The organism is Hoeflea sp. YIM 152468 (genome assembly GCF_029210485.1).
Taxonomy (GTDB): domain Bacteria; phylum Pseudomonadota; class Alphaproteobacteria; order Rhizobiales; family Rhizobiaceae; genus Hoeflea.
On sequence record NZ_JARGET010000012.1, the window covers coordinates 104,270 to 127,704 of the forward strand.

The 23,435-nt window shown below is 60.4% G+C and carries 26 protein-coding genes; 19 read left to right on the forward strand and 7 right to left on the reverse strand.

What is annotated here, in order from left to right; translation table 11 throughout:
• Positions 1 to 88: 88 nt before the first annotated feature.
• Both PZ897_RS07105 and PZ897_RS07110 read left to right on the forward strand, forming a co-directional pair.
• Positions 89 to 661, forward strand: a complete 573-nt coding sequence (locus PZ897_RS07105; RefSeq protein WP_275751190.1) for a 5-formyltetrahydrofolate cyclo-ligase — start codon at positions 89 to 91, stop codon at positions 659 to 661.
• Positions 662 to 668: 7 nt separating this feature from the next.
• Entirely contained in the window at positions 669 to 1,493 is an 825-nt protein-coding gene (locus PZ897_RS07110; protein ID WP_275751192.1) for a TIGR00282 family metallophosphoesterase, read from the forward strand.
• Between the two features lie 4 nt (positions 1,494 to 1,497).
• Here the strand turns inward: PZ897_RS07110 and PZ897_RS07115 are convergent, their stop codons facing one another.
• The 3 genes from PZ897_RS07115 to PZ897_RS07125 all read right to left on the reverse strand — a co-directional run bounded on the left by PZ897_RS07115 (position 1,498) and on the right by PZ897_RS07125 (position 3,488).
• The gene (locus PZ897_RS07115) at positions 1,498 to 2,076 is read right to left on the reverse strand and encodes a tetratricopeptide repeat protein (RefSeq protein WP_275751193.1); all 579 of its coding nucleotides are present in this window, start codon (positions 2,074 to 2,076) and stop codon (positions 1,498 to 1,500) included.
• Between the two features lie 2 nt (positions 2,077 to 2,078).
• Positions 2,079 to 2,915: an MBL fold metallo-hydrolase gene (locus PZ897_RS07120; RefSeq protein ID WP_275751195.1), complete on the reverse strand. Its 837-nt coding sequence runs from the start codon at positions 2,913 to 2,915 to the stop codon at positions 2,079 to 2,081.
• 72 nt (positions 2,916 to 2,987) lie between these two features.
• Positions 2,988 to 3,488: a GFA family protein gene (locus PZ897_RS07125; RefSeq protein WP_275751196.1), complete on the reverse strand. Its 501-nt coding sequence runs from the start codon at positions 3,486 to 3,488 to the stop codon at positions 2,988 to 2,990.
• 80 nt (positions 3,489 to 3,568) lie between these two features.
• On the opposite strand from PZ897_RS07125, the gene PZ897_RS07130 reads away from it, so the two are divergent.
• Complete coding sequence (locus PZ897_RS07130) at positions 3,569 to 4,324, forward strand: YebC/PmpR family DNA-binding transcriptional regulator (protein WP_275751198.1); 756 nt, start codon at positions 3,569 to 3,571, stop codon at positions 4,322 to 4,324.
• Positions 4,325 to 4,363: 39 nt separating this feature from the next.
• On the opposite strand, the gene PZ897_RS07135 is transcribed toward PZ897_RS07130, so the two are convergent.
• On the reverse strand, positions 4,364 to 5,350 hold the full coding sequence (locus PZ897_RS07135; protein ID WP_275751200.1) for an LLM class flavin-dependent oxidoreductase: 987 nt from the start codon (positions 5,348 to 5,350) through the stop codon (positions 4,364 to 4,366).
• A 148-nt stretch (positions 5,351 to 5,498) separates the two neighbouring features.
• On the opposite strand from PZ897_RS07135, the gene ruvC reads away from it, so the two are divergent.
• Genes ruvC through ruvB form a run of 5 tightly spaced genes read left to right on the forward strand, consistent with a single transcriptional unit; the run spans position 5,499 to position 8,247 of the window.
• Complete coding sequence (gene ruvC / locus PZ897_RS07140; RefSeq protein WP_275751202.1) at positions 5,499 to 6,005, forward strand: crossover junction endodeoxyribonuclease RuvC; 507 nt, start codon at positions 5,499 to 5,501, stop codon at positions 6,003 to 6,005.
• 10 nt (positions 6,006 to 6,015) lie between these two features.
• The gene (gene ruvA / locus PZ897_RS07145; protein ID WP_275751203.1) at positions 6,016 to 6,633 is read left to right on the forward strand and encodes a Holliday junction branch migration protein RuvA; all 618 of its coding nucleotides are present in this window, start codon (positions 6,016 to 6,018) and stop codon (positions 6,631 to 6,633) included.
• Positions 6,634 to 6,662: 29 nt separating this feature from the next.
• Entirely contained in the window at positions 6,663 to 6,824 is a 162-nt protein-coding gene (locus PZ897_RS07150) for a hypothetical protein (protein ID WP_275751205.1), read from the forward strand.
• Positions 6,825 to 6,865: 41 nt separating this feature from the next.
• Positions 6,866 to 7,213: a hypothetical protein gene (locus PZ897_RS07155; RefSeq protein WP_275751207.1), complete on the forward strand. Its 348-nt coding sequence runs from the start codon at positions 6,866 to 6,868 to the stop codon at positions 7,211 to 7,213.
• On the forward strand, positions 7,210 to 8,247 hold the full coding sequence (gene ruvB, locus PZ897_RS07160) for a Holliday junction branch migration DNA helicase RuvB (RefSeq protein ID WP_275751209.1): 1,038 nt from the start codon (positions 7,210 to 7,212) through the stop codon (positions 8,245 to 8,247). The genes PZ897_RS07155 and ruvB overlap by 4 nt, the downstream gene beginning before the upstream one ends.
• Before the next feature lie 21 nt (positions 8,248 to 8,268).
• Here ruvB and PZ897_RS07165 read toward each other — a convergent pair whose 3' ends face one another.
• Genes PZ897_RS07165 through PZ897_RS07175 form a run of 3 tightly spaced genes read right to left on the reverse strand, consistent with a single transcriptional unit; the run spans position 8,269 to position 11,245 of the window.
• Entirely contained in the window at positions 8,269 to 9,159 is an 891-nt protein-coding gene (locus PZ897_RS07165) for an NAD(P)-dependent oxidoreductase (RefSeq protein ID WP_275751210.1), read from the reverse strand.
• Positions 9,156 to 10,028, reverse strand: a complete 873-nt coding sequence (locus PZ897_RS07170; RefSeq protein ID WP_275751212.1) for a glycosyltransferase — start codon at positions 10,026 to 10,028, stop codon at positions 9,156 to 9,158. Before PZ897_RS07170 ends, PZ897_RS07165 begins: the two co-directional genes overlap by 4 nt.
• On the reverse strand, positions 10,025 to 11,245 hold the full coding sequence (locus PZ897_RS07175; RefSeq protein WP_275751214.1) for an NAD-dependent epimerase/dehydratase family protein: 1,221 nt from the start codon (positions 11,243 to 11,245) through the stop codon (positions 10,025 to 10,027). The genes PZ897_RS07170 and PZ897_RS07175 overlap by 4 nt, the downstream gene beginning before the upstream one ends.
• Positions 11,246 to 11,341: 96 nt before the next feature.
• Here PZ897_RS07175 and ybgC point away from each other — a divergent pair, with 96 nt between their 5' ends.
• The 11 genes from ybgC (at position 11,342) to glmM (ending at position 23,144) form a co-directional block, all read left to right on the forward strand.
• Positions 11,342 to 11,821 carry a tol-pal system-associated acyl-CoA thioesterase gene (gene ybgC, locus PZ897_RS07180; protein ID WP_275751216.1) on the forward strand — a complete coding sequence of 160 codons (480 nt, stop codon included), beginning with the start codon at positions 11,342 to 11,344 and terminating at the stop codon, positions 11,819 to 11,821.
• Between the two features lie 24 nt (positions 11,822 to 11,845).
• Positions 11,846 to 12,619 (forward strand): type I methionyl aminopeptidase, encoded by a 774-nt coding sequence (map, locus tag PZ897_RS07185; RefSeq protein ID WP_275751218.1) that lies wholly within the window; start codon positions 11,846 to 11,848, stop codon positions 12,617 to 12,619.
• Between the two features lie 232 nt (positions 12,620 to 12,851).
• Positions 12,852 to 13,568 carry a protein TolQ gene (gene tolQ / locus PZ897_RS07190; RefSeq protein ID WP_275751220.1) on the forward strand — a complete coding sequence of 239 codons (717 nt, stop codon included), beginning with the start codon at positions 12,852 to 12,854 and terminating at the stop codon, positions 13,566 to 13,568.
• Between the two features lie 9 nt (positions 13,569 to 13,577).
• Positions 13,578 to 14,027, forward strand: a complete 450-nt coding sequence (gene tolR / locus PZ897_RS07195; RefSeq protein WP_275751222.1) for a protein TolR — start codon at positions 13,578 to 13,580, stop codon at positions 14,025 to 14,027.
• Between the two features lie 10 nt (positions 14,028 to 14,037).
• Positions 14,038 to 15,111 carry a hypothetical protein gene (locus PZ897_RS07200; protein ID WP_275751224.1) on the forward strand — a complete coding sequence of 358 codons (1,074 nt, stop codon included), beginning with the start codon at positions 14,038 to 14,040 and terminating at the stop codon, positions 15,109 to 15,111.
• Between the two features lie 53 nt (positions 15,112 to 15,164).
• A complete protein-coding gene (gene tolB / locus PZ897_RS07205; RefSeq protein ID WP_275751319.1) occupies positions 15,165 to 16,472 on the forward strand; it encodes a Tol-Pal system beta propeller repeat protein TolB in 1,308 nt (435 codons plus the stop codon).
• Between the two features lie 164 nt (positions 16,473 to 16,636).
• Positions 16,637 to 17,143, forward strand: a complete 507-nt coding sequence (gene pal / locus PZ897_RS07210; protein WP_275751321.1) for a peptidoglycan-associated lipoprotein Pal — start codon at positions 16,637 to 16,639, stop codon at positions 17,141 to 17,143.
• A gap of 164 nt (positions 17,144 to 17,307) precedes the next feature.
• Positions 17,308 to 18,207, forward strand: coding sequence for a tol-pal system protein YbgF (gene ybgF, locus PZ897_RS07215; RefSeq protein ID WP_275751226.1), 900 nt, complete (start codon positions 17,308 to 17,310; stop codon positions 18,205 to 18,207).
• 50 nt (positions 18,208 to 18,257) lie between these two features.
• A complete protein-coding gene (gene tilS, locus PZ897_RS07220; RefSeq protein WP_275751228.1) occupies positions 18,258 to 19,574 on the forward strand; it encodes a tRNA lysidine(34) synthetase TilS in 1,317 nt (438 codons plus the stop codon).
• Positions 19,575 to 19,686: 112 nt separating this feature from the next.
• Positions 19,687 to 21,624, forward strand: coding sequence for an ATP-dependent zinc metalloprotease FtsH (gene ftsH / locus PZ897_RS07225; RefSeq protein WP_275751230.1), 1,938 nt, complete (start codon positions 19,687 to 19,689; stop codon positions 21,622 to 21,624).
• 167 nt (positions 21,625 to 21,791) lie between these two features.
• The gene (gene glmM / locus PZ897_RS07230) at positions 21,792 to 23,144 is read left to right on the forward strand and encodes a phosphoglucosamine mutase (RefSeq protein ID WP_275751232.1); all 1,353 of its coding nucleotides are present in this window, start codon (positions 21,792 to 21,794) and stop codon (positions 23,142 to 23,144) included.
• Positions 23,145 to 23,435 lie beyond the last annotated feature (291 nt).

The following is a 23,435-nucleotide window of genomic DNA, read 5'->3' on the forward strand; positions in this document are numbered from 1 at the left end:
TCCCGAATTGGGACAGGCATGGTCCTTGTTGACGTTGCACGGGGGTCGCCTTTACTTCGGTTGCTGAAGAAACCGGGTGGAGCTGGACATGACAAGCAAATCGAGCATCCGTGCGGAGATGCTGGCGCGGCGCAATGCACTGGCGCCGGATATTCGCATCGAGATGAGCCTGGCAATGGCGGACGCGGCCGACGAGATGGCTTTCGATCCCGGAACGATCATCGCCGGGTATCTGCCCATCAGATCCGAACCCGACCTCAGACCACTGCTGGCGCGGCTGCGTCACCGCGGTGCCCGGATCTGCCTGCCCGTGGTGCTTGATCGCGAGACCATTGTTTTTCGCGAGCTCGTTCCTGGGGCGGAGCTGATCAGTACCGGATTTGGAACGTTGGGTCCGGGATCCGAGGCACAAGAGCTTGATCCGGACGTGCTGATGATGCCGCTGTCGGCATTCGACGCAAAGGGCAATCGGCTCGGCTACGGGGCGGGGCACTATGATCGCGCCATCGCGCGGCTTCGCGGCAAAGGCCTGTCACCCCGGCTTGTTGGTACCGCCTTCGGCTTTCAGCAAGCCGATGCAGTGCCGGCGGAACCTCATGATGTGCCGCTCCAGATGATCCTGACCGAGCAGGGCTTGCGCTCGCTTTCTCAAGGCGTATAGAGAGCCGATGCGCTTGTTGTTTCTTGGAGATCTGGTCGGACGATCCGGCCGCACCGCGGTCTGGAACCGCCTTCCCGGCCTGATCCGCGATTTCAAGCTGGATTTTGTCATCGTCAATGGCGAGAACGCCGCTGGCGGCTTTGGCATCACCGAAGACATCTTTCTCGAGACGCTGAATGCCGGCGCCGATGTGGTGACCACCGGCAATCACGTCTGGGACCAGCGCGAGGCGCTGATCTATGCTGACCGGCAGGAGCGGTTCCTGCGCCCGGCCAATTATCCCGCAGGCACGCCCGGACGGGGCTCCAATCTCTACATTGCCCGCAACGGCGCCCGGGTGCTGGTGGCCAATGTCATGGGGCGGGTGTTCATGCATCCCGATCTCGATGACCCCTTCAGCGCCGGTGAAGCAATCCTGACTGCGTGCCCGCTTGGAGAGCAGGCTGATGCGGTGGTGTTCGATTTCCATGCCGAAGCAACCAGCGAAAAACTCTGTTTTGCGCATTTTGTCGATGGCCGCGCGAGCTTCGTTGTCGGGACCCACACCCACGTGCCGACGGCGGACGCACAGATTCTCAACGGCGGCACTGCCTATATTTCCGATGCGGGCATGTGCGGCGACTATGATTCGTCAATCGGCATGGACAAGGAAGAACCGATCAACCGGTTCGTGGCCAAGATACCGAAGGGCCGCTTCGAGGCCGCTTCCGGGCCCGCCACCATCTGCGGCGTGGCTGTCGAGATTTCAGACCGCACAGGGCTCGCGGAGAAAATCGCGCCGCTCAGGATCGGGCCAAGGCTGGCCGAGACCATGCCCGATTTCTGGAGTTGAGAGCTTACAGGTTTTGCTGCTTGCCCTTGATCGGCGGCCGCCTGGCATCGGGATCGGGCGGCAACATGCCGCGTTCCTTTAACCACGGATGAATCGTCACCGCGCGTGACAGTGCCGCAACAGCCACTTCCGGGCGGCCCATCCGTATCAGCACATGATACATTCCCGACCAGGCGCCGAAGTGATCGGGATCGAGTTCGACCGCCCTTTCCAGGTCCGAGAGCGCGCCTTCGATGTTGTCGCGCAGAAACCGGGCAAAGGCGCGCTGGTTCCAGCCTTCGGCGTAGGACGGTGCATCGCGCACGGCGATGTCGAAGGCTTTCTCCGCGGCTTCGAAATCATAGCTTTCGCGGCGCTTCATGCCGTGGTCGATGGCATCGCGGACTTCAGGCGTGGGCGCCTGATCGAGCCACCAGCGCCAGATGGCGTTTTCGGCGGCCCGGCCTTCGGCTTCTGTTTTTGCCGTTCTGAGCGCCTCAAACAGTGTCTCGCGGTGGTCTGCCGTGTCGGCGCGCGCCGGTGAGGCGAGAGCAGCAAGGGCGGCAACAGCGAACACGTCGACCAGGAAATCCCTGCGCTGCATTGTCAGACCCCCTTCAAGATCAGGATTGTCGGTCGGCGCGGCAGAGTCCGGGCAGAGATGGTGAAGCGGTCCGCATTGACAAAATCGGTGACGAACTTGTCGCCCATCATCTCGATGAAGCGGGAGAGGGGCGCGCCGCGGCGATGCATCGGCAGAAGAATTGACGATTGCAGGCGCTGGGCAAGTCCGGTCATGGCTGTGTGGCTTAAGGTCAGGCCACCATCAACCGGCAGCATGACGATGTCGAGCCGACCGATCTGGGCAAAATGCCGGTCTTCCAGCGGATGATGCAGGTGGCCGAGGTGGCCAATGCACAGATCGGCAACCTCGAAGATGAAGATCGAATTGCCATCAGGTTCCATGCCGTCAAAATTGCGAATGTCGGTGGTGACGTTGCGGATATAGACATCGTCAACCACCAGATCATGATCAGCCGGCGTCTGGTCAAAACTCCAGCCCCGCAACACATGCCCAATCCGCTGATCAGGTGCCAGGGTGAAGTGGGAGGAATGCGCCTTGTTCATGGTGACGACGTCGGGAACGGCCACAGTTCCGGCCCATCCGTTGAAGTCTGTGGCAATGGTCACGCCGCCGGGTGTGGTGATGACATAGCTGGAATGGCCGGCGAACATGATCTCGACCCCGGCCGCAGCGGTCGCCACCGGCTCGGCCCGCAGCGCAAGATCCGCCGGCGTCATGTTGGCGTAAGTGGCGCCGGGGAGCGCCCGGGCCACGGCCAGGCACTGGCTGAACGGGCGCTGGCCTTGCTGCGCCTGGCCAGGTGCTGCGGCGACCAGCAGGGCAGCGGCAAGAAAAAGGCAGTGTTTGATACGGGGCATGAGGCAGGCTCCGTGAAACTGTTTTCCACCTTTCAAGTTTAGGGCAGTATCGCCTCAGGTAAAGGTCCGTCTTCAATCCGGCTCAGCTTTGGTCTGCCCCATGTCTTGTGTCATCTCCAGCCATCGCTGCTTCAGCGCGGCATAGTCGTCGGTCGGCTGGGTCTGATACTGTAACTCATCGTCCGCAATCTGGATAAATGGCTGTTTCGAGCGGGCCCAGATGTGCCCGGCAGGGATGAGCCATGAGGTGTCATCCAGCGTGCCTGCCTTGATGTTGATCTCCGGCGATCCGGCGGTTCCGTGCCAGATCCTCACGCCGCATTGGGGACAGAACCATCCCTGTCGTTGCTTGCCTGTCTCGCTCGTCCGGCTGATACGGTGCAGACCGGGCTCGACCTCGAGATCCGCGCTTCTGAAGCGGAGGCTTTCACCAAATGCCGAGGAAGTATGGCGCTGGCATTCGCTGCAATGGCACAGGTAAAACACCAGCGGCCGGCCCCGCAACCGGTAGCGGATCAGGCCGCATTGGCAGCCTCCGGTCAGCGGCAGCGGCGGGACGATGGTTTTCTGCATGGCCTGAACCTTCTGGACGAAACGCGGGAAGAACCTTATAACCCGGCAATCCAGATTCCAGAGCAAAGATCAGGGGTGTTATGGCCGGCCATTCACAATTTAAAAACATCATGCATCGCAAGGGACGGCAAGATGCTGTCCGGTCGAAAATGTTTTCCAAGCTCGGACGCGAAATCACCGTCGCGGCGAAAATGGGCGCGCCTGACCCGGCCATGAATCCGAGACTGCGACTGGCGATCCAGAATGCCAAGGCACAGTCCATGCCCAAGGACAACATCCAGCGCGCCGTCAACAAGGCGTCTGGCGGCGACAGCGAGAACTACGAGGAAGTCCGTTACGAGGGCTATGGGCCCGGTGGCGTGGCCGTCATCGTCGAGGCGTTGACCGACAATCGCAACCGCACCGCATCGAGCGTGCGTGCGGCGTTCACCAAATCCGGCGGCGCATTGGGTGAAACCGGATCGGTCGGCTTCATGTTCACACGGGTTGGCGAGATCATCTACCCGGCCGATGCCGGCGACGCCGACGCGATCATGGAAGCAGCAATCATGGCCGGGGCCGAGGATGTGACCAGCGGCGAAGAGGAGCACACCATTCTTTGCGCTTTCGAGGACATCGGCGATGTCTCCACCGCGCTTGAAGAGGCGCTTGGCGAGGCCCAATCGATCAAGGCGGTGTGGAAGCCGCAGATCACGGCGCCGGTCGACGAGGACAAGGCCCTGTCCGTGCTCAAGCTGATCGCAACTCTCGACGACGATGATGACGTGCAGAACGTCTACGCCAATTTCGAGGTGTCTGACGAAATCATGGCGAAACTGTCGGCCTTGTCGACCTGATCACGACACCGCCGGTGGTTCAACCGGCGGCTTCCGCTGTCAGACTGCGGCGCGCATGGCGCCAAACAAGGCGACGGATTTCAGGCGCGCTTCAATGGAATGGATCGGCATGGAGATCATGATCTCATCGGCCTCGGTCGCTGCGATGAATTCCTGCATTCTCCGCGTCGCGGTTTCCGGTCCGCCGACCACCGCATAGCGCAGGGTGTGGTCGACCGCGGTCTTTTCCATCTCGTTCCAGAAGCCATCCATGCTGTCGATCGGCCGTGGCATCTTGCCACGGGCATTGCGGCGCATGTTGACGAAGGTCTGCTGCAAGGTGGTGAAAAGATAGTCGGCCTCTGTGTCCGTATCCGCCATCACGCCCATCGTGGCGGCGATGACGTAGGGTGCGTCCAGTTGGGCCGACGGTGTGAAATGGGTCCGGTAGATGTCGAGCGCCTGAAACAGCATGTCGGGGGCGAAATGCGAGGCGAAGGCGTAAGGAAGCCCGAGTGCTGCGGCCAGATGGGCACTGTAGACGCTTGAGCCGAGTATCCAGATGGGAACATGCGATCCGGCGCCGGGGATGGCGATCAGCTTGGCGGGGTCGGGCTCCCCCAGCCAGTGCTGCAGTTCGCGGATGTCGTCGGGAAAGCTCTGTGCACCGGCCTCAAGATTGCGCCGCAAGGCACGGGCCGTGTTCATGTCGGTGCCCGGCGCGCGGCCGAGGCCGAGATCGACGCGCCCGGGAAACAGCGCTTCGAGCGTTCCGAACTGCTCGGCAATGACCAGCGGCGAATGGTTTGGCAGCATGATGCCGCCCGAGCCGATGCGGATGGTGCTTGTCGCATGGCCTGCCTCGGCAATCACCAGCGCGGTGGCGGCGCTGGCAATGCCTTGCATGCCGTGATGCTCGGCCAGCCAGAAGCGGGTGAAACCGGCATCTTCGGCCTGCCTGGCCATCCGGCGCGTCGCGGCGAGTGCATCGCTTGTGGTGCCGCCCTCGACGATGGGGCAGAGATCGAGAATGGAAAAGGCGGTCATGCGGATATCTCTCAGAGCTGATCTTGATTGGCTCACATGTAGGAAGCCATCGGCTGAACGCCAAAGACTGTTTGCTGGTGCCTGTGTTTGTTTTTGTTTTGTTCACATTTTGATGGAATGGTCCACGGCATCGGGATAGGGTCTTTTCATGGCGGAAGCGATTCGGATAATCGGGATAGATCCCGGGCTCAGACACACCGGGTGGGGCGTGGTGGAGAGCCTTGGCAATTCCTTGCGGTTTGTTGCCTCCGGCACGATCAAATCCGACAGCAAGCTTGATCTCGCCTCACGGCTGAAGCAGCTTTACGACGGGCTGGAAATGGTCTTGCACGATTATCAGCCATTCGAGGCGGCGGTCGAGAATACCTTCGTCAACAAGGACGCTAGCGCAACCTTGAAGCTCGGACAGGCGCGCGGTATCGCCATGCTGGCGCCGGCACGGGCCGGGTTGCGTGTTGGAGAATATGCCCCGAATGCAGTCAAGAAAACGGTTATTGGCGTGGGGCACGGCGACAAGAAGCAGATCCTGATGATGGTCAAGGTGCTGATGCCGAAAGCGACCTTTGACAGTGACCATGCCGCCGATGCGCTGGCAATCGCAATCTGTCACGCGCATCACCGGACATCGCCCCAATGGCGGCTGGCCGCAGAATAAGGAGGGGTCGATGATCGGAAAACTCAAAGGCAGTATTGAAGACATTGCCGACGACCATGTGCTCATTGATGTGCACGGGGTCTGTTATGTGGTTTCCTGCTCGACGCGCACATTGTCGCGGCTGGGCTCCGCCGGAGAGGCGGTCGTGCTGTTCATCGAAACCTATGTGCGCGAAGACCAGCTGAGGCTTTTCGGATTCGAGAGTGCGCTGGAGCGGGAGTGGTTCCGCCTGTTGCAGAGTGTTCAGGGGGTAGGCGCCAAGGTGGCGCTGGCGGTGCTGTCGACGTTGTCGCCCTCGGATCTGGCCAATGCAATCGCGTTGCAGGACAAGGCAATGGTGGCGCGGTCTCCGGGCGTTGGACCGAAGGTTGCGCAGCGCATCGTCACCGAGTTGAAAAACAAGGCGCCGGCGCTGTCGGGCGACGCCGGCGGCGCCATGGGGCTCAAGCAGGAACTGGGCGAGGGGGTGGCCTCGGCACCCATTGCGGATGCGGTCTCGGCGCTGTCCAATCTTGGCTATTCGCGCGACCAGGCCGCCACTGCGGTGGCGGCGGCGATGAAGCAGGCGGGCGAGGAGGCCGATTCGGCCAAATTGATCCGGTTGGGGCTGAAAGAACTGGCGCGGTAAGGAAATCCTTGTTGCGGAAGAGGTAAGGAATGGGCGTCGAATCGAAGATCACCATCAAGGGCCAGACGACAACCCCGATTGAGGTGTGTAACGATCTCAAGTTCGGCGCCGAAATACCGGTCTGCGCTCGATTTCGCCGGCGTGCTTTTCCAGCCAAGCCGCGTGCCGGTTTTGGTGGAGGCGATGAATGAGGCAATCGGGAAGGTCACTTCCAATCGGTACAAGCACGCGCATGATCGGGATTGACAGCAACATCATCGTCCGGCTTCTGATGCGCGATGACAAGAAGCAATTCGATGCGGCGGGTGAGCTGGTGAAATCCAGCGACGCCGAGAGGCCGCTGTTCGTCAATCCGATGGTGATGGGCGAGACCATCTGGACGGGTTTGCTCGACACAGTGGAAATCAGGGTGCCGGAGATGTTGCAGATGAAAAACTGGGCCGAATGGCTGCATTCGCCTTATCCGGACTTGTCCGGTGCCGTCATCGCCGGGCTCAATCGGGAGAATGGCTGCGAAAAGCCCCGGACCTCTGACAGAAAGACCGCGGCATCCGTGCCCGGCATGGAGCTGCTGGCATGAGTGACGCCGAACGTCTGGTTTCCGCCGACAAACGCGGTGAAGACGTGGATATGACGCTGCGGCCGCAATCGCTCGACGAGTTCACCGGCCAGGCCGAGGCGCGGTCCAATCTGAAAGTCTTCATCGAAGCGGCCAAGAACCGGGGTGAGGCGCTTGATCACGTGCTGTTCGTCGGCCCTCCGGGGCTCGGCAAGACCACGCTGGCGCAGATCATGGCCAAGGAACTGGGCGTCAATTTCCGCTCCACCTCCGGTCCGGTGATCGCCAAGGCCGGCGATCTGGCCGCACTTCTGACCAATCTCGAAGACCGCGATGTGCTGTTCATCGACGAGATCCACCGACTCAGCCCGGCGGTGGAGGAGATCCTCTATCCGGCGATGGAGGATTTTCAGCTTGACCTGATCATCGGGGAGGGGCCTGCGGCGCGGTCGGTGAAGATCGATCTGTCGCGGTTCACGCTGGTGGCGGCGACGACGCGGCTCGGGCTTCTGACCAATCCGCTGCGCGACCGGTTCGGAATTCCGGTGCGGCTGCAGTTCTACACGGTCGAGGAACTCGAGCTGATCGTGCGCCGCGGCGCCCGGATCATGGGGCTTGGCATGACCGACGAGGGCGCGCTGGAAATTGCCCGCAGGTCACGGGGCACGCCGCGCATTGCCGGGCGGCTGCTCCGCCGGGTGCGGGATTTTGCCGAAGTGGCGAAGGCCGAGGCGGTGACCCGGATCATTGCCGATGAAGCGCTGACCCGGCTGTCGGTGGACAGCATCGGGCTGGATCAGCTCGACCGGCGCTATCTCGACATGATCGTGCGTAATTTCGGCGGCGGGCCGGTGGGGATCGAAACCATCGCAGCGGGTCTGTCAGAACCGCGTGATGCGATCGAGGACATCATCGAGCCCTTTCTCATCCAGCAGGGCTTCCTGCAGCGGACACCGCGTGGCCGGGTGCTGACGGCGCGGGCCTGGGCGCATATGGGCCTCAATCCGCCCAAGGATCTCGCCGCAACACAAGCCAGCCTGTTTGAAGAAGAGTAGGTGCGGGGCACCGGATTGCCCTCAGGTCTGAGCTTTGACCGCGAGATGCTCGAGGGTTTCTCGTAATAATGCCATGCCGCCGGGTTTCCAGCCGAGAGATCTGATCCTGTCGGTTGCCATTGCGGCCACGGCAGATTTGTCCGCAGGCAGCGGCAGCGGATGGCGGCAGCTTGTGGCGGCCTTGTAAAGCGACAGGATGTCGTGGGTGTCGGCAATCACGTCCGAGACATTGAAGGCCTTGCCTCCGACACGGGCCGGATCGGTGGCAAGCATCAGTTGCACAGCCTGGCCGACATCACGGCCATGCACTTCCGAGCCGGCACGAACCGGTATCTCGTGCCCTGCGAGATAATCGGCAAACAGGCCGTCCCATTTGTTGGGCCTGAGATCCCCGTAAACGCCGGTCAGGCGGAGGCTTGATGTGGTGAAGCCGGGCGCATTCAACGCAGCAAGCGCCTGTTCGCCCAGAAGCTTGATCTCGCCGTAGAGCGACGTGGGCCGGACTTCGAGGGGTTCAGTCAAACGGGTGCCGGATGCCACGCCGTCATAGACTGCGCGGCTTGACAGAAAAATCGCACGCTGGACGCCCATCCGCTTTGCAGCATCAAAAAAATTGATTGTTCCAAGAAGGTTGGAACGCCGGAAGCCATCCGGATCATCGCCTTCGCCGCCACGGTATTGTCCGGGCAGGTGTTCGAATGCGGCGTGAATGAAGACGTCGACCGCGTCAAACAAGGCGTCCGGTTTCCAGTGTGGATCGAGCCGCGCGGCGCGAAAGTCGACAGGCTTGGAGAACAGGCCGCTTGCCGGTGGAGTCCGGCCGGCCACCAGCACCTCACAGCCTGCTTTTGACAAAGTCTCGACGATATAGCGCCCGACCAGGCCGGTGCCGCCGGAGACGAGCACTTTCATGGGCTGGCAATCCCGGCTGGATTGGCAAGAGATGGGATATCGGGAATGCCGGTGCCCTCGTGGAACGCGTGCCAAAGGTCGATCAGCGGCTTGAGTTCGGCCGACCTCGGATGCCCGGTTTCCCAGGGTTTTTCATACTGGTAGTGCAGCACGCCGATCTGCTTCCAGTCCCACAGATCGGGCAGATTGAACCAGACATATTGCAGCATGTTCATGGTCACCGGCAGGCCGTGCCAGTCGGGGAAGAATGTCTGCAGGAATGTCTGGTCGGTGCGCCGCCAGAACGTGTCGGGCTGATCCAGCATCGTCATCATGGCGGCAAAGGTTTCCCCAGAGGGACGGGCGACGAACACACCGGAATTGAGCCGGTGGAAATCTTGCAAGGTCTCGTAGACATTGGGAGCGGCCGAAAACTCGGGATAGTCAAACAGCTTGTCGATGTTGCGCAACACCAGCGCATCGGCGTCGATGAAGACGCACACCTGATACTCGGTCAGTTGCCACAGCCGGAGCTTGCAGAAATTGTCGAGCGGTGAGTGAAACGCAGGTTTGCGCCCCTTGGTGAACGGGGCGGCGGCGTGAAGTCTGCCGCGCGCATGGCGCAGGTTGAAGGCGTCGGACGTGTCGAGCAGCTCGGTCCGGATCAGCCGGCAACCGAGATCGGACAGCGGCGTCAGCGCGGAAGCGTCGACACCGCCGGTGTGAAGCACGACGATATCGGCCTCTGCACCGGCGAGTCTTATCGACCGGGCAAGTGCCAAGGCACCCATGGCATAGTCGGCATTGGTGACCAGCGTGACATAGGCGCGATGACTTGCCGCGGGCCTGTTTGCCGTCAGGCCCGCCGGAACGGCGCGGGAGCTGCTCATGAAACCGATTTGAGCTTCTTGCCCTCCGGATCACGGTTGATTTTCGTGGCGATGTCCTTGGTCCAGGCCGAAACCGCCGGAACACGGGTCCGGTCAACGCGGTAGGCGTATTTCCGGGCGACGTCGACGACTTCTTCGAGCAACCCTTCCTTCAGCGTGGTCGGCTCAAGCCCCAGTCCGAGGAACTTTTCATTGCGAACGACGAGATCGTTTTCTGCAGCTTCCTTGCGCGGGTTCGGCAACCAGGCGATTTCGGCGCCAGTCATGCCGGCAATCATTTCCGCCAGATCGCGGACCCGATGGGTCTCGGTCATCTGGTTGAAGATTTCCACCTTTGAGCCGGCTGCAGGCGGGTTGTTGAGCGCAATCTCGATGCAGCGCACCGAATCCTGAATGTGGATGAAGGCGCGGGTCTGACCGCCGGTGCCATGCACGGTCAACGGATAGCCGATGGCTGCCTGAATCAGGAAACGGTTGAGCACGGTTCCGTAGTCGCCATCATAATCGAACCGGTTGACCAGTTGTTCGTGACGCCGGGTCTGATCGGTGTGGGTGCCCCAGACAATGCCCTGATGCAGATCGGTGATGCGCAGATTGTCGTTCTTGGCGTAGAACTGGAATACGAGCTGATCGAGACATTTGGTCATATGATAGATCGAGCCGGGATTGGTCGGATACAAAATGTCCTGCTTGACCGTTTCGCCGGACATGGTTTCGATGCCGACCGGCAGATAGCCCTCGGGAATCGCCGCGCCAATGGTGGAATAGCCGTAGACGCCCATGGTTCCCAGGTGCACCAGGTGCGCATCGAGATCGATTGCGACCATGGCATTGAGCAGATTGTGGGTGGCGTTGACATTGTTGTTGACCGTGTAGTTCTTGTGCCGGTCGCTTTTCATCGAATAGGGCGCGGCGCGCTGTTCGGCGAAATGGATGATCGCATCGGGTCGCTCTTCGGCCAGCCAGGTCTTCAGCACGTCATAATCGCGCGCCAGATCGATGAGATGAAAATGGATCTTCCGGCCGGTTTCAGCGTGCCAGATCCGGGTGCGTTCCTGAATCGAATCCATCGGGGTCAGGGACTGAACCCCCAGTTCGGTGTCGATCCAGCGCCGCGAAAGGTTGTCGACAATATGAATCTCATGCCCGGCGTTGGAGAGATGCAGAGCTGTTGGCCACCCGACGAAGCCGTCGCCACCCATAATTGCAATCTTCATTGATCAATCTCCTGTGCCTGCATGGTTTTAATCCTGATAGATCGGTTTTATGACAGAAACACGATTGTCTCAATTCCAACGTGGGGCTGTGGACAAATGACTTACCAGACCGGACGGGCGGGAACCATGGACATATCGCTATCGGGACGGATAGACGACGGCAGTCATCATCTGACGCAACGGGTGTATTACGAGGACACGGACTTTTCCGGTTTCGTCTATCACGCGCGCTACCTGCATTTCTTCGAGCGTGGACGAACCGATTACATCCGGCTGATGGGCGTTTCCCAAGGCGCGTTGCATGCCCGGTCAGACCCTGCCGAGGTCGTGGCCTTTGTCGTCAGGCGCATGGAGATCGACTTCAGATCTCCGGCGCGGATGGATGATGTGCTGACCATCATCACCACACCGGTGGAGGCCCGGGGCGCGCGCCTGCAGTTGCAGCAGTCCATCAAGCGTGGGGACGAGGTGCTGGCATCGGCATCGGTGACGGTCGTGGTGATCAATGGTTTCGGCCGGGCGCGGCGGCTGCCCGATACATTGCTGGCGCTTGTTGCCGGTGACAGGAACAACTGAGATTTCAAGAAGAGGGTGTTTGCGTTGATGGTTTCATCGGAAAGCGATCTGGAGAAGCTCAGGCAGATCGGACGGATTTGCGCCAACGCGATCCGGGTCATGGCGGGCGCGATGGAAGCCGGCATGACAACCCGCGAGCTTGACCGGATCGGACGGCAATACCTGGAAGCCAACGGGGCCCAGTCAGCGCCTGAAACCTGCTATCAGTTTCCCGGTGCGACCTGCATCTCGATCAACGAGGAGGTCGCCCATGGCGTTCCCGGCGACCGGGTGATCGCACCGGGCGATCTGGTCAATATTGACGTGTCAGCCCTCAAGGATGGTTTTTTTGGCGATACCGGCGCCTCCTTCGGCGTCGCGCCGGTGGCACAGAAGACGGCGCGATTGCTGCGTGACGGCAAGCGGGCGCTGTCGGCTGGGCTTACTCAGGTCAGGAGCGGCGCCCGCTATGCATCCATCGGCGATGCGGTCGGCAGGTTTGCCGGCAAGAACGGCTATACGCTCATTCGCAATCTGGCCAGCCACGGGGTCGGACTGTCGCTGCACGAGGAGCCTGCAGAAATTGCCACCTGGCCCAATCGCAGCGACAGGCGCGTCATGGCCGAGGGGCAGGTCTTTACGATCGAGCGGTTTCTGTCATTGGGAGCGGTCTTGGCTGAAGACGCGGACGAGGATGACGGTGGTGGAAACTGGACGCTCTACTCCTGTCCACGCGCACTGACAGTCCAGTTCGAACACACGGTTGTCGCCAGCCGCAATGGCCCGATCATCCTGACTTTGCCGGACAATATCGCCTGAATGCCGGCAAACCGGCTTTGTGGCTGAATCCTAACCAAGCCTTAACCATAATAATCCATTACTTAAACCGTTAGGATTGCGCGCAACAGATGCGCCATCCTTTCACCAAAATTGGCCGCGAGAAGACTAGACAAGTGAATAGGCGGCGAACGCTCACTTCTGGACTCCCGGCAAAAGTGAAGTCTTGGCCGCCCGGTAATAGAGCCGGGCGTTTGGATTCGAGGGTTATTGAATGGAACAGGTTGGACTTGCAGCAGCCAGCGAAGTGACGCTCTGGTCGCTTTTCATGCAGGCCGGGTTTGTGGTCAAGATTGTGATGCTTGGGCTGATTGGCGCCTCGATCTGGACCTGGGCGATCGTGGCGGACAAGTGGATCTCGTTTGGCAAGTTCGGCCGGCAGCTCGACCAGTTCGAGCAGATTTTCTGGTCCGGGCAGTCGCTTGAGGAATTGTACCGCACGCTGTCGGACCGCAAGTCGACAGGAATGAGCGCGATCTTTGTTTCGGCCATGCGGGAATGGAAAAAGTCTTTCGAGCGTGGCGCAAAATCCCCGATCGGACTGCAAATGCGGATCGACAAGGCGATGGATGTGACGCTGGCGCGTGAAGCTGACGCGCTTGAATCAAAGCTTGGTTCGCTGGCAAGCATAGGATCTGCAGCTCCGTTTATCGGTCTGTTCGGCACCGTGGTCGGCATCATGACCTCGTTTCAGGCGATTGCAGGGTCGAAGTCGACCAATCTCGCCGTCGTGGCGCCCGGCATTGCCGAAGCGCTGCTTGCCACCGCGATCGGGCTCCTTGCCGCCATTCCGGCTGTGATCGCCTACAACAAGTTCTCCGCCGACGCCGGCAAACTGTCGGCCCGGATGGAAGGTTTTACCGACGAGTTCTCCGGGATCTTGTCGCGCCAGATCGACGAGCGTCTCAACCCGCGCGCTGCTGCGGAATAGGGGGCAACCATGGGCATATCCAGACAAGGTGGTCGAGGCGGTTCGCGCCGTGGACGGCGTGGAAGCCACAAGCAGCTTCTGAGCGAAATCAACGTCACGCCGTTTGTCGACGTGATGCTGGTGCTGCTGATCATTTTCATGGTGGCCGCACCGCTTCTGACCGTTGGCGTGCCGATTGACCTGCCCGAAACCCAGGCCAACGCGCTCAATTCGGACACCCAGCCGATCACTGTTTCGGTGAACTCGGATGGGCAGATCTATCTGCAGGAAACCGAGATCGCCTTCGATGAAGTGGTTCCCAAGCTCGAGGCGATTGCCACGACAGGCTATGAGGAGCGGATCTATGTGCGCGGCGATACCAATGCCGATTACGGAACCGTGATGAAGGTGATGGCGCGGATTTCCGCTGCCGGATTCAGGAACCTTGGGCTGGTCACGCTCCAGGAACAGGACAGTTGACGGCGCGCTGATGAAGGGAAGTCTGGCGACATCAACGGTTTTTCACGCGCTGGTGCTAGGGTTCGCGCTGTCGTCGTTTTCTGCGCCCAGAACACTGGAAGTGGCCGACGTGGAATCGTTTCCGGTCAGCATCGTGCCGATCGAGGAAATCACCCAAATCCAGCAGGGCGAGAAAACCGCGCCGATTGCCGAAAAGGCCGCGCCAATGCCGACCTCGCGGCCCGATCCGGTGGCGGATGCGGAAAATGCCGGTGACAATTCCGTCGACCTGAAGCCGGTCAAGGAAGCCAAGCCCAGCCCTAGGGAAGTCGTGTCCGAGGCGCCGCCAAAACCGGCGGAAAAGCCTGCGCCCCAGCCTGATCCTGCTCCCACGCCGCCGGCGCCCGAACCGGCCAAGGTGGCTGAACCAAAACCGGCGCCCGACCCTGCGCCAAAGCCGGCTCCGGAAAAGCCGGCAGAGCCAGCGCCGGCTCCGGTGGAAGTGGCTGCCTTGCCGGCGGAAACCACGCCCGATCCCGTGGCGGAGGCGATCACCGAGGCCGCGCCGAGCGAGCCGGCGTTTGCGGCCTTGCCCAGCGCCGGGCCGGTGCCCGAAAGCAGACCGGAGCCGCAGAAGAGCGTTGCCAAGGCCAAAGCGTCTGAACAGGCTTCCTCGAAAGAGAGCGACTTCAATGCCGATCAGGTTGCTGCGCTGCTGAACAAGCAGGACGCTGCGGGTGGCGGAGCCAAGCGCACGACCGAAACCGCGTCGCTGGGTGGGTCGCAGACCACACGCGGAAACACGCTCAGCCAGAGCGAAATGGATGCCCTGCGCGGCCAGATCCAGAAGTACTGGAACATCATTCCGGGCATGGCCGATGGCGGAGATGTGCGGGTGACTGTGAAGATGAGGCTTGATCTGGCCGGCAATGTCGTTGGCCAGCCAGAAGTGACGGCGACCGGCGGATCTGCAGGAACTCGCGGCACATTGGCAGGCAGCGCCCGACGCGCTGTCCTTCAGGCACAACCTTACCAGTTGCCCAAAGAAAAATTTGATTCCTGGTCGGAAGTGATCGTGAATTTCGACCCCAGCCAGATGTTTTGAGGGCGGGGCACATGACTGTGATAGAAATGGTGCTGAAAGGCTGCATTATGAATATGATCAACCGGATTTTTGGTTTGTCGCTGGCGATGGCGGGAGCGCTCGTGTTGCTGGCTTCGACACCGGCACGCGCCGTTGTCGAGATCGATATCAACAAGGCCAATGTCGAGCCCCTGCCGATTGCCATCACCGACTTCATCTCAAGCGACGCCGTGGGCGGGCAGATTGCTGCCGTGGTTGCGGCCGACCTCAAGCGCTCGGGCTTGTTTGCCCCGATCGACCAGGCTGCGTTTATCGAAAAAATCTCCAATCCTGATGTCGCCCCCCGGTTCGAGGATTGGCGGGTGATCAACGCCCAGGCCCTGGTCACGGGCCGTGTGGTGCGCGAAGCGGATGGCCGATTGCGGGCAGAGTTCCGTTTGTGGGACACATTTGCCAACCAGCAGCTCTCGGGGGAACAGTTCTTCACCCGTCCGGAAAACTGGCGCCGGGTGGCCCACATCATCGCCGATGCGATCTATGAGCGGCTGACCGGTGAAAAGGGCTATTTCGACAGCCGCGTGGTGTTCGTGTCCGAAAGCGGTCCGAAGATTGACCGCAAGAAACAACTGGCGATCATGGACCAGGATGGCGCCAACATCCGCATGCTGACCAATGCCAATGACATCGTGCTGACGCCGCGGTTTTCACCAAGCCGGCAGGAAATTACCTACATGTCGTTCGAGGGAGGCCAGCCACGGGTCTATCTCCTGCAGCTTGAAACCGGTCAGCGCGAGTTGGTCGGCAATTTTCCCGGCATGACCTTTGCGCCGCGGTTTTCGCCAGACGGGCAGAAGGTGATCATGAGCCTTCAGCAGGAAGGCAACGCCAATATCTATACCTTGGATCTGCGCTCGCGCTCGACAACCCGGCTGACAAGCACGGCTGCGATCGATACCTCTCCATCCTACTCGCCCGATGGCAATCAGATCGTTTTTGAAAGCGACCGGGGCGGGCGTCAGCAGCTTTATATCATGGGCACCGATGGCTCAAACCAACGACGTGTGTCATTTGGCGACGGTTCCTATTCAACGCCGGTCTGGTCGCCGCGTGGTGATCTGATTGCATTCACCAAGCAATCGGGTGGCAAATTCTCGATTGGGGTGATGCGCACCGACGGGTCGGGCGAACGCATCCTGACGACCGGGTTTCACAATGAAGGGCCAACCTGGGCACCCAATGGCCGGGTGCTGATGTTCTTCCGTCAACCCGCCGGCTCTGGCGGCCCGCAGATCTATTCGATCGATCTCACCGGCTACAATGAGCAACTGGTGACAACACCAAGCTATGCCTCTGACCCGGCCTGGTCTCCGCTGCTTGAATAGCTCGATCGCAAATTGGGCTGGTTTTTGCCGTCTTCGTGCCGCATTCTGCGTCCAGACGCGGCTTGCACGCGAAAAACACAGACAAAATTAACCCTGTTTCTTCAACGCCGATTAACCGCGACCGGTTACAAAAGATCAACCAAACACTTCCAAGGAGTCCGGCCATGCGCCGCATGCAAGAATTTGCCCGCACCCCGGCGATGATCGCGCTTTTCACAGCGCTCGTCCTGACCGGCTGCGCCTCAAAAAAGAACAACCTTCCCAACAACGCCGCCGATCTGGGGCTTGCTGGCAATGCGACGCCGGGGTCTCAGCAGGACTTCACCGTCAATGTCGGTGACCGGATTTTCTTCGATACCGATTCGTCGGTGGTCCGGGCCGATGCGGCGGCGACGCTTGACCGTCAGGCGCAGTGGCTCAATCAGTATCCGAACTATCAGGTCACGGTTGAGGGACATGCCGACGAACGCGGCACCCGTGAGTACAACCTTGCGCTCGGCGCTCGGCGTGCATCCTCTGCCCGTCAGTATCTCATCAATCGTGGCATCCCGGCCAACCGTATCCGCAGCATTTCCTTCGGCAAGGAGCGTCCGGTCGCAGTCTGCGATGATATCTCCTGCTGGTCGCAAAACCGTCGCGCGGTTACCGTGCTTGGCGGGGCGGGCAGCTGATCAAGGTCACGCTTGTCTGATTTGAGAGGGCGGTCTGCGGGCCGCCTTCTTTTTCATTGGGTGGGCGTGTGATCATAGTTTGGCCGGTTTGTGCGTTGATTTGATACGCTGCGATGCGTTATTCCGGAGGTCGGGGCGTATGCCCGCGTAATGAGGTCAGGCTGATGAAACCCATTTGCAATTTACTCGCAGCGGCGATGATGGCCGCTTTTGCCTATCCGGTGCATGCGGCACCCCTGCTTTCAGGATTTTCGCATGGCATCCTCGAGCCGCCTGCAGCAACCGGCAGCAGTCAAACCGACCGGGCGCCGGTGGTTCTGGCGCAGAGCGGAGATCCGACCTACCGGATCGGCCAACTCGAAGAGCAGGTTCGTGGACTGACTGGCCGGATCGAGGAACTCGGGTTCCAGTTGCTGCAAATGCAGGAACAGATGCGGCAGATGCAGCAGGACAACGAGTTCCGCTTCCAGGAACTTGAAAAAACCGGCAATCAGCGTGGCGATGCCGGCTCTTCGGTGCCGTCGTCAGGCGTTGAGCCGTCGTCCACGGCGTCCACATCTACCCAACAGGGGGCAGGCGCGCCCGCAACCGATCTCGGATCAATCAAGTTCGACAAGAATGGTGATCTGATCGGCGGCATTATCGAGCCGATGGATCAGGGGAGCCAGACTGCCGCCTTGTCCTCGCCCGAGGATTTGTATCAGACTGGTTACAACCACATGCTTGCTGGAGACTACTCGCTTGCCGAGCAGGTGTTCCAGGATTACGTGACCAGTTTTCCCGAGAGCGCCCGCGCGTCCGACGCGATGTTCTGGCTCGGTGAAGCCCAGTATTCGCAAGCCAGATATCAGGAGTCTGCGAAAACCTTTCTTGATGCCCACAAACAATACCCTCAGGCCGACAAGGGCGCCGATTCGCTGTTGAAACTCGGAATGTCGCTGGCCAGACTCGACAACCGCGAAACCGCCTGCGCGACCTTGCGCGAAGTTCTGATCCGCTACCCTGGCGCTTCCGCGGCGGTTCGCGCCAAGGTCAGTGAAGAGCAGAAGCTGGCGAGCTGCTGATTACCCGCCGCATCCCGGGTGCTTCGGACCTGGCAGATCGGGCCGGCCAGATGCCCCGAACCTTTCATGACATTCTTTCTGATTTCTATGCCGGGCTGAAGGATCGCCGTCCAATTGGCCTCGGCGTGTCCGGTGGTTCCGATTCCCTGGGATTGCTGTATGGGCTTGCCCGAATCGTCCCGCCGACACAGCTGGTTGTGCTCACGGTTGATCATGGCTTGCGCGACGGGTCCGCTGATGAAGCGCGCTGGGTCAAAGCCCGGTGCCGCCAGCTTGGCGTTCGTCACGAGACATTGCGCTGGACCGGCGATCGGCCTGTGTCGGGACTGCAGGCAGCCGCCCGGGTGGCGCGCTATCGCTTGATGGGTGCAGCTGCAGCCCGGCACGGTCTTGCAGCGGTTCTGACTGCGCACACCCGCAATGATCAGGATGAAACACGCGCGATGCGGCGGGCGCGCAGCCCAGCAAATGATGCGCCGGGACTGGCTGGTATTCCACCGGCCACGTTGTTTGACGGGAAGATGTGGGTGTTGCGGCCCCTTCTGACCCTGCAACGGGAAGATATCCGAGACTTTTTGCGCCGGGCCGGGATCGAGTGGATTGAGGACCCGTCGAATGCCGATCCCCGATTCGAGCGGGTGCGGGTTCGCGCCATGCTCGCACAGCAGCTTCCTGCGGACGGGGATGCTGACGGTGCGCAGTTTGCTATTGCCCGCAGACGGCTCGCGGGCAGGGCCGCGGATTTCATCAGGGCCAATTGCAGCGAAACCGATGGCCTGGTCCGGATCGTATGCCGGCCAGGGGAGGATGCGGATGTGGTCGCGGCGGCGGTTGAAGCTGTGATTGATTATTGCGGCGGGGCCGGACGCCCGCTGGACCGGCGTGGCAAGGCGACGCTGGCGCGGTTCCTGGGTGGCGGATCGGGTGGCAAGGGCAGACAGGCGATCAGTGTTGGCCGCTGCTTGATCGAGCGCAATGGAAACATTCTGGCCGTCAGGCGTGAAAGCCGCGGACTTGAAGCCTTGACGCTTTCGCCCGGCCATTCAGCTGTCTGGGACGGGCGCTACCGTGTGAGAAACCTGTCCAATGTCTCGCCGCTGACGGTTTTTAACGATCGCGCAGGCGCGCATTTGCCATTGTTCCGCCGCGATGCCGAGAGAGAACACACATGCTGGACTGTGGAGAATGGAGTCGCCGGTGGTTTTGTCCAGCAAAGATTGGCCGGGCGAAGTTCACATATCTTGCCGGTTTACGAAATGCCTGTGGCCCAGTCCCTGGCGCAATTGGCCCGGTCGACCGGCTTTCCCCAGTGTCCCTGGACCGATCTGCCGGAAATTGCCGCGTTAACCGCGATGCAAGTGCGGTGACAAACGACTTACGTAGCCTTGGCAAGGCCCCCTCAGGCTCCTATGTTGTAAATCAGTATTCGAAATTCGGTATGCGCCGGTGGCAGCAGGCCTTGATCCCCCGAGGAAGAGCATGAACCCCAACTTCCGCAATTTTGCCCTATGGGCAATCATCGCACTCTTGTTGATCGCACTGTTCAACATGTTTCAAAGTCCGAATGAACGGACCGCCGGGCGTGACATCGCCTATTCCCAGTTCCTCAAGGATATTGATGCGGGCCGCGTGCGCGATGTCACTATCGTGGGCGAACGGATCTCCGGCAATTACACCGACACCGCCACCGGCTTTCAAACCTATTCGCCCGGTGATGCAGGTCTGATCCAGCGGTTGAACGAGCGCAATGTGGCGATTACGGCCAAGCCGGAAGTTGACGGCTCCAACACGCTGGTCGGTTACCTGATCTCCTGGCTGCCGATCCTGCTCATTCTGGGTGTGTGGATTTTCTTCATGCGCCAGATGCAGGGCGGTTCGCGCGGTGCCATGGGGTTTGGCAAGTCAAAAGCCAAGTTGCTGACCGAAGCGCATGGCCGTGTGACCTTTGCCGATGTGGCCGGTGTCGACGAAGCCAAGCAGGACCTCGAAGAAATTGTCGAATTCCTGCGCGATCCGCAGAAATTCCAGCGGCTGGGCGGCAAGATCCCCCGTGGCGTTTTGCTCGTGGGCCCTCCTGGTACAGGTAAGACTTTGACAGCGCGCGCTGTTGCGGGCGAAGCCAACGTGCCGTTCTTCACGATTTCCGGTTCCGACTTTGTCGAGATGTTTGTCGGCGTCGGCGCGAGCCGGGTTCGCGACATGTTCGAGCAGGCCAAGAAAAATGCGCCCTGCATCATCTTCATTGACGAAATCGACGCTGTCGGTCGCCATCGCGGCGCCGGCCTTGGCGGAGGCAATGACGAGCGCGAACAGACGCTCAACCAGCTGCTCGTCGAAATGGATGGGTTCGAAGCCAATGAGGGTGTCATTCTGATCGCCGCGACCAACCGTCCCGACGTGCTGGACCCGGCGCTGATGCGTCCAGGCCGGTTTGACCGTCAGGTCGTTGTGCCGCTGCCGGACGTCAATGGCCGGGAGAAAATCCTCAAGGTGCATGTCCGCAACGTGCCGATGGCGCCGAATGTGGACCTGAAGGTTCTGGCGCGGGGTACTCCGGGCTTCTCCGGCGCGGACCTGATGAACCTGGTCAATGAGGGCGCCTTGCTGGCAGCACGGCGCAACAAGCGGATTGTCACCATGGCCGAATTCGAAGACGCCAAGGACAAGGTGATGATGGGGGCCGAGCGACGCTCGACCGCCATGACCCAGGAAGAAAAGAAGCTGACTGCCTATCACGAAGCCGGTCATGCGATCGTCGCAATGCATGTCGCTGCGGCCGATCCGGTGCACAAGGCAACGATTATCCCGCGCGGACGGGCGCTTGGCATGGTCATGCAACTGCCCGAAGGCGACCGCTACTCGATGAGTTACAAGTGGATGGTGTCGCGGCTGGCGATCATGATGGGCGGCCGGGTTGCCGAAGAGCTGACTTTCGGCAAGGAAAACATCACCTCCGGCGCGTCCTCGGATATTGTCCAGGCCACGAAGCTGGCCCGTGCAATGGTGACGGAATGGGGGTTCTCCGATGAGCTGGGCCTGGTTGCCTATGGCGAGAACCAGCAGGAAGTCTTCCTTGGTCATTCGGTGGCGCAACAGAAGAATGTGTCGGAAGCAACCGCCCAGACAATCGATAGCGAAATCCGGCGGCTGATTGATCAGGCTTACATCGAGGCACGCGAGATCCTGACCAAGCACAAGAAGGGTTTCACCGCCATCGCGGAAGGGCTTCTCGAGTATGAGACGCTGACCGGCGACGAAATCAAGGCGCTGATTCGCGGTGAAAAGCCGGCGCGCGACATCGGGGATGATACGCCGCCGACCCGTGGCACCGCTGTACCGACCGCCGGCGCCAAGAAGGGCGGAGCCGGCAAGAAGGGCGACGAGCCTGACGCAGGTCTGGAGCCGCAGCCGCAATAGGCCGTGTGCGGTAAACCTTAATAGAAATGAGTTGTTGACAGCCGCCACCGGGCGGCTGTTTTGTGTATAGTGCAACGGTTTGTAACAAAACCTGATTGTAATGATGCGGCAATTTGCCAGATCAGGCTGTATAAGTACAATATTCGTTGACTTTACCGGGGGCTTTCATGACCAGGCGATATTTTGGCACCGATGGAATTCGTGGCCAGGCAAACAAGGTGCCTATGACGCCGGATCTGGCAATGCGGGTTGGCATTTCAGTTGGAAATCTGTTCCGGCGGGGGGATCACCGGCACAGAGTCGTGATCGGCAAGGATACCAGGCTTTCGGGCTACATGATCGAGAATGCCCTTGTGGCGGGCTTCACGGCCGCGGGGCTGGACGTGTTTCTGCTCGGGCCAATCCCGACACCGGCGGTGTCAATGCTGACGCGCTCGCTCCGCGCGGATATCGGCGTGATGATTTCCGCCTCCCACAATCCCTATCAGGACAATGGCATCAAGCTTTTCGGACCGGACGGCTTCAAGCTCTCGGATGAACTTGAGCATCGTATCGAAGAGCTGATGGATGAGGACATCCTTCTGCAATTGGCGCGTCCTGATGCGATAGGCCGGGCCAAGCGGATCGATGGCGTGGATGACCGCTATATCGAGTCTGCCAAACGCACCCTGCCCAAGGATATTACCCTGGCGGGAATGCGGGTGGTCATCGATTGCGCAAATGGCGCAGGCTACAAGGTGGCGCCCGCGGCGCTTTGGGAGTTGGGTGCCGACGTGATTGCCATCGGCGAAGAGCCAAATGGCACCAACATCAACCTCAATTGCGGGTCGACCCATCCGGTCGCGCTCTCTCGCAAGGTGCATGAAGTGCGTGCCGATATTGGCATTGCGCTGGACGGCGATGCCGATCGGGTGCTGATTGTTGATGAAACCGGCGCGGTGATCGATGGTGACCAATTGATGGCGTTGATCGCTGAATCATGGGCTGCGGATGGCTTGTTGCGCGGTAACGGTATCGTGGCGACAGTGATGTCCAACCTCGGTCTGGAACGCTTCCTTGAAGGCAAGGGCCTGACCCTGGCGCGCACCAAGGTGGGCGACCGCTATGTGGTCGAACATATGCGCAAGCATGATTTCAATGTCGGTGGCGAGCAATCGGGCCACATTGTCCTGTCGGATTTCGCCACTACGGGAGACGGGCTGATTGCTGCATTGCAGGTTATGGCCTGTGTGCAACGCATGGGACGCCCGGTGTCGGAGGTGTGCCGGAGGTTCGAGCCGGTGCCGCAGGTTCTCAAGAATGTGCGCCATTCCGGCGGAAATCCGCTCAATGCCAGTGTGGTCAAGGCCGCGATTGCGGATGCGGAAGCGGCCTTGGGCGATTCCGCCCGGCTGGTTATCCGGCCTTCGGGAACCGAGCCGCTGATCCGGGTGATGGCGGAAGGTGATGACCGCAACCAGATCGAAACCATTGTCGATGAGCTGATTACGGTGATTTCAGGCGTACGCAACGCAGCCTGATCCATTCCGGGTGCCAACAAACATTCGCAGGCTCGGGCAATGTTTGCAAGCATTGCCGCGGCAAACATTTGCCATGCCGATCCTGGTTACGGAAAATCCGATCCGTCTTCGTTGTGACGCCGATTTTTTTATTGTGACCTTATCTCCGTTACGCTTGAGACTTGTTGGTTTCAGGCCAGGCCGGTCAAGCGTGTTTTTTGTGCTTGGTAGTAGAGTTCGCGACCAGGTGCGTCGAGCATGTCTACGAGCAGCAAGCAGTGTTTGTTTTTACTACATGAACTGCAATAGTGG

Bases quoted from the DNA above. Each gene is read 5' to 3' on its own strand.
- PZ897_RS07105 (WP_275751190.1), top strand. From the start codon at position 89: ATGACAAGCAAATCGAGCATCCGTGCGGAGATGCTGGCGCGGCGCAAT.
- PZ897_RS07110 (WP_275751192.1), top strand. From the start codon at position 669: ATGCGCTTGTTGTTTCTTGGAGATCTGGTCGGACGATCCGGCCGCACC.
- PZ897_RS07115 (WP_275751193.1), bottom strand. From the start codon at position 2,076: ATGCAGCGCAGGGATTTCCTGGTCGACGTGTTCGCTGTTGCCGCCCTT.
- PZ897_RS07120 (WP_275751195.1), bottom strand. From the start codon at position 2,915: ATGCCCCGTATCAAACACTGCCTTTTTCTTGCCGCTGCCCTGCTGGTC.
- PZ897_RS07125 (WP_275751196.1), bottom strand. From the start codon at position 3,488: ATGCAGAAAACCATCGTCCCGCCGCTGCCGCTGACCGGAGGCTGCCAA.
- PZ897_RS07130 (WP_275751198.1), top strand. From the start codon at position 3,569: ATGGCCGGCCATTCACAATTTAAAAACATCATGCATCGCAAGGGACGG.
- PZ897_RS07135 (WP_275751200.1), bottom strand. From the start codon at position 5,350: ATGACCGCCTTTTCCATTCTCGATCTCTGCCCCATCGTCGAGGGCGGC.
- ruvC (WP_275751202.1), top strand. From the start codon at position 5,499: ATGGCGGAAGCGATTCGGATAATCGGGATAGATCCCGGGCTCAGACAC.
- ruvA (WP_275751203.1), top strand. From the start codon at position 6,016: ATGATCGGAAAACTCAAAGGCAGTATTGAAGACATTGCCGACGACCAT.
- PZ897_RS07150 (WP_275751205.1), top strand. From the start codon at position 6,663: ATGGGCGTCGAATCGAAGATCACCATCAAGGGCCAGACGACAACCCCG.
- PZ897_RS07155 (WP_275751207.1), top strand. From the start codon at position 6,866: ATGATCGGGATTGACAGCAACATCATCGTCCGGCTTCTGATGCGCGAT.
- ruvB (WP_275751209.1), top strand. From the start codon at position 7,210: ATGAGTGACGCCGAACGTCTGGTTTCCGCCGACAAACGCGGTGAAGAC.
- PZ897_RS07165 (WP_275751210.1), bottom strand. From the start codon at position 9,159: ATGAAAGTGCTCGTCTCCGGCGGCACCGGCCTGGTCGGGCGCTATATC.
- PZ897_RS07170 (WP_275751212.1), bottom strand. From the start codon at position 10,028: ATGAGCAGCTCCCGCGCCGTTCCGGCGGGCCTGACGGCAAACAGGCCC.
- PZ897_RS07175 (WP_275751214.1), bottom strand. From the start codon at position 11,245: ATGAAGATTGCAATTATGGGTGGCGACGGCTTCGTCGGGTGGCCAACA.
- ybgC (WP_275751216.1), top strand. From the start codon at position 11,342: ATGACTTACCAGACCGGACGGGCGGGAACCATGGACATATCGCTATCG.
- tolQ (WP_275751220.1), top strand. From the start codon at position 12,852: ATGGAACAGGTTGGACTTGCAGCAGCCAGCGAAGTGACGCTCTGGTCG.
- tolR (WP_275751222.1), top strand. From the start codon at position 13,578: ATGGGCATATCCAGACAAGGTGGTCGAGGCGGTTCGCGCCGTGGACGG.
- PZ897_RS07200 (WP_275751224.1), top strand. From the start codon at position 14,038: ATGAAGGGAAGTCTGGCGACATCAACGGTTTTTCACGCGCTGGTGCTA.
- tolB (WP_275751319.1), top strand. From the start codon at position 15,165: ATGATCAACCGGATTTTTGGTTTGTCGCTGGCGATGGCGGGAGCGCTC.
- pal (WP_275751321.1), top strand. From the start codon at position 16,637: ATGCGCCGCATGCAAGAATTTGCCCGCACCCCGGCGATGATCGCGCTT.
- ybgF (WP_275751226.1), top strand. From the start codon at position 17,308: ATGAAACCCATTTGCAATTTACTCGCAGCGGCGATGATGGCCGCTTTT.
- tilS (WP_275751228.1), top strand. From the start codon at position 18,258: ATGCCCCGAACCTTTCATGACATTCTTTCTGATTTCTATGCCGGGCTG.
- ftsH (WP_275751230.1), top strand. From the start codon at position 19,687: ATGAACCCCAACTTCCGCAATTTTGCCCTATGGGCAATCATCGCACTC.
- glmM (WP_275751232.1), top strand. From the start codon at position 21,792: ATGACCAGGCGATATTTTGGCACCGATGGAATTCGTGGCCAGGCAAAC.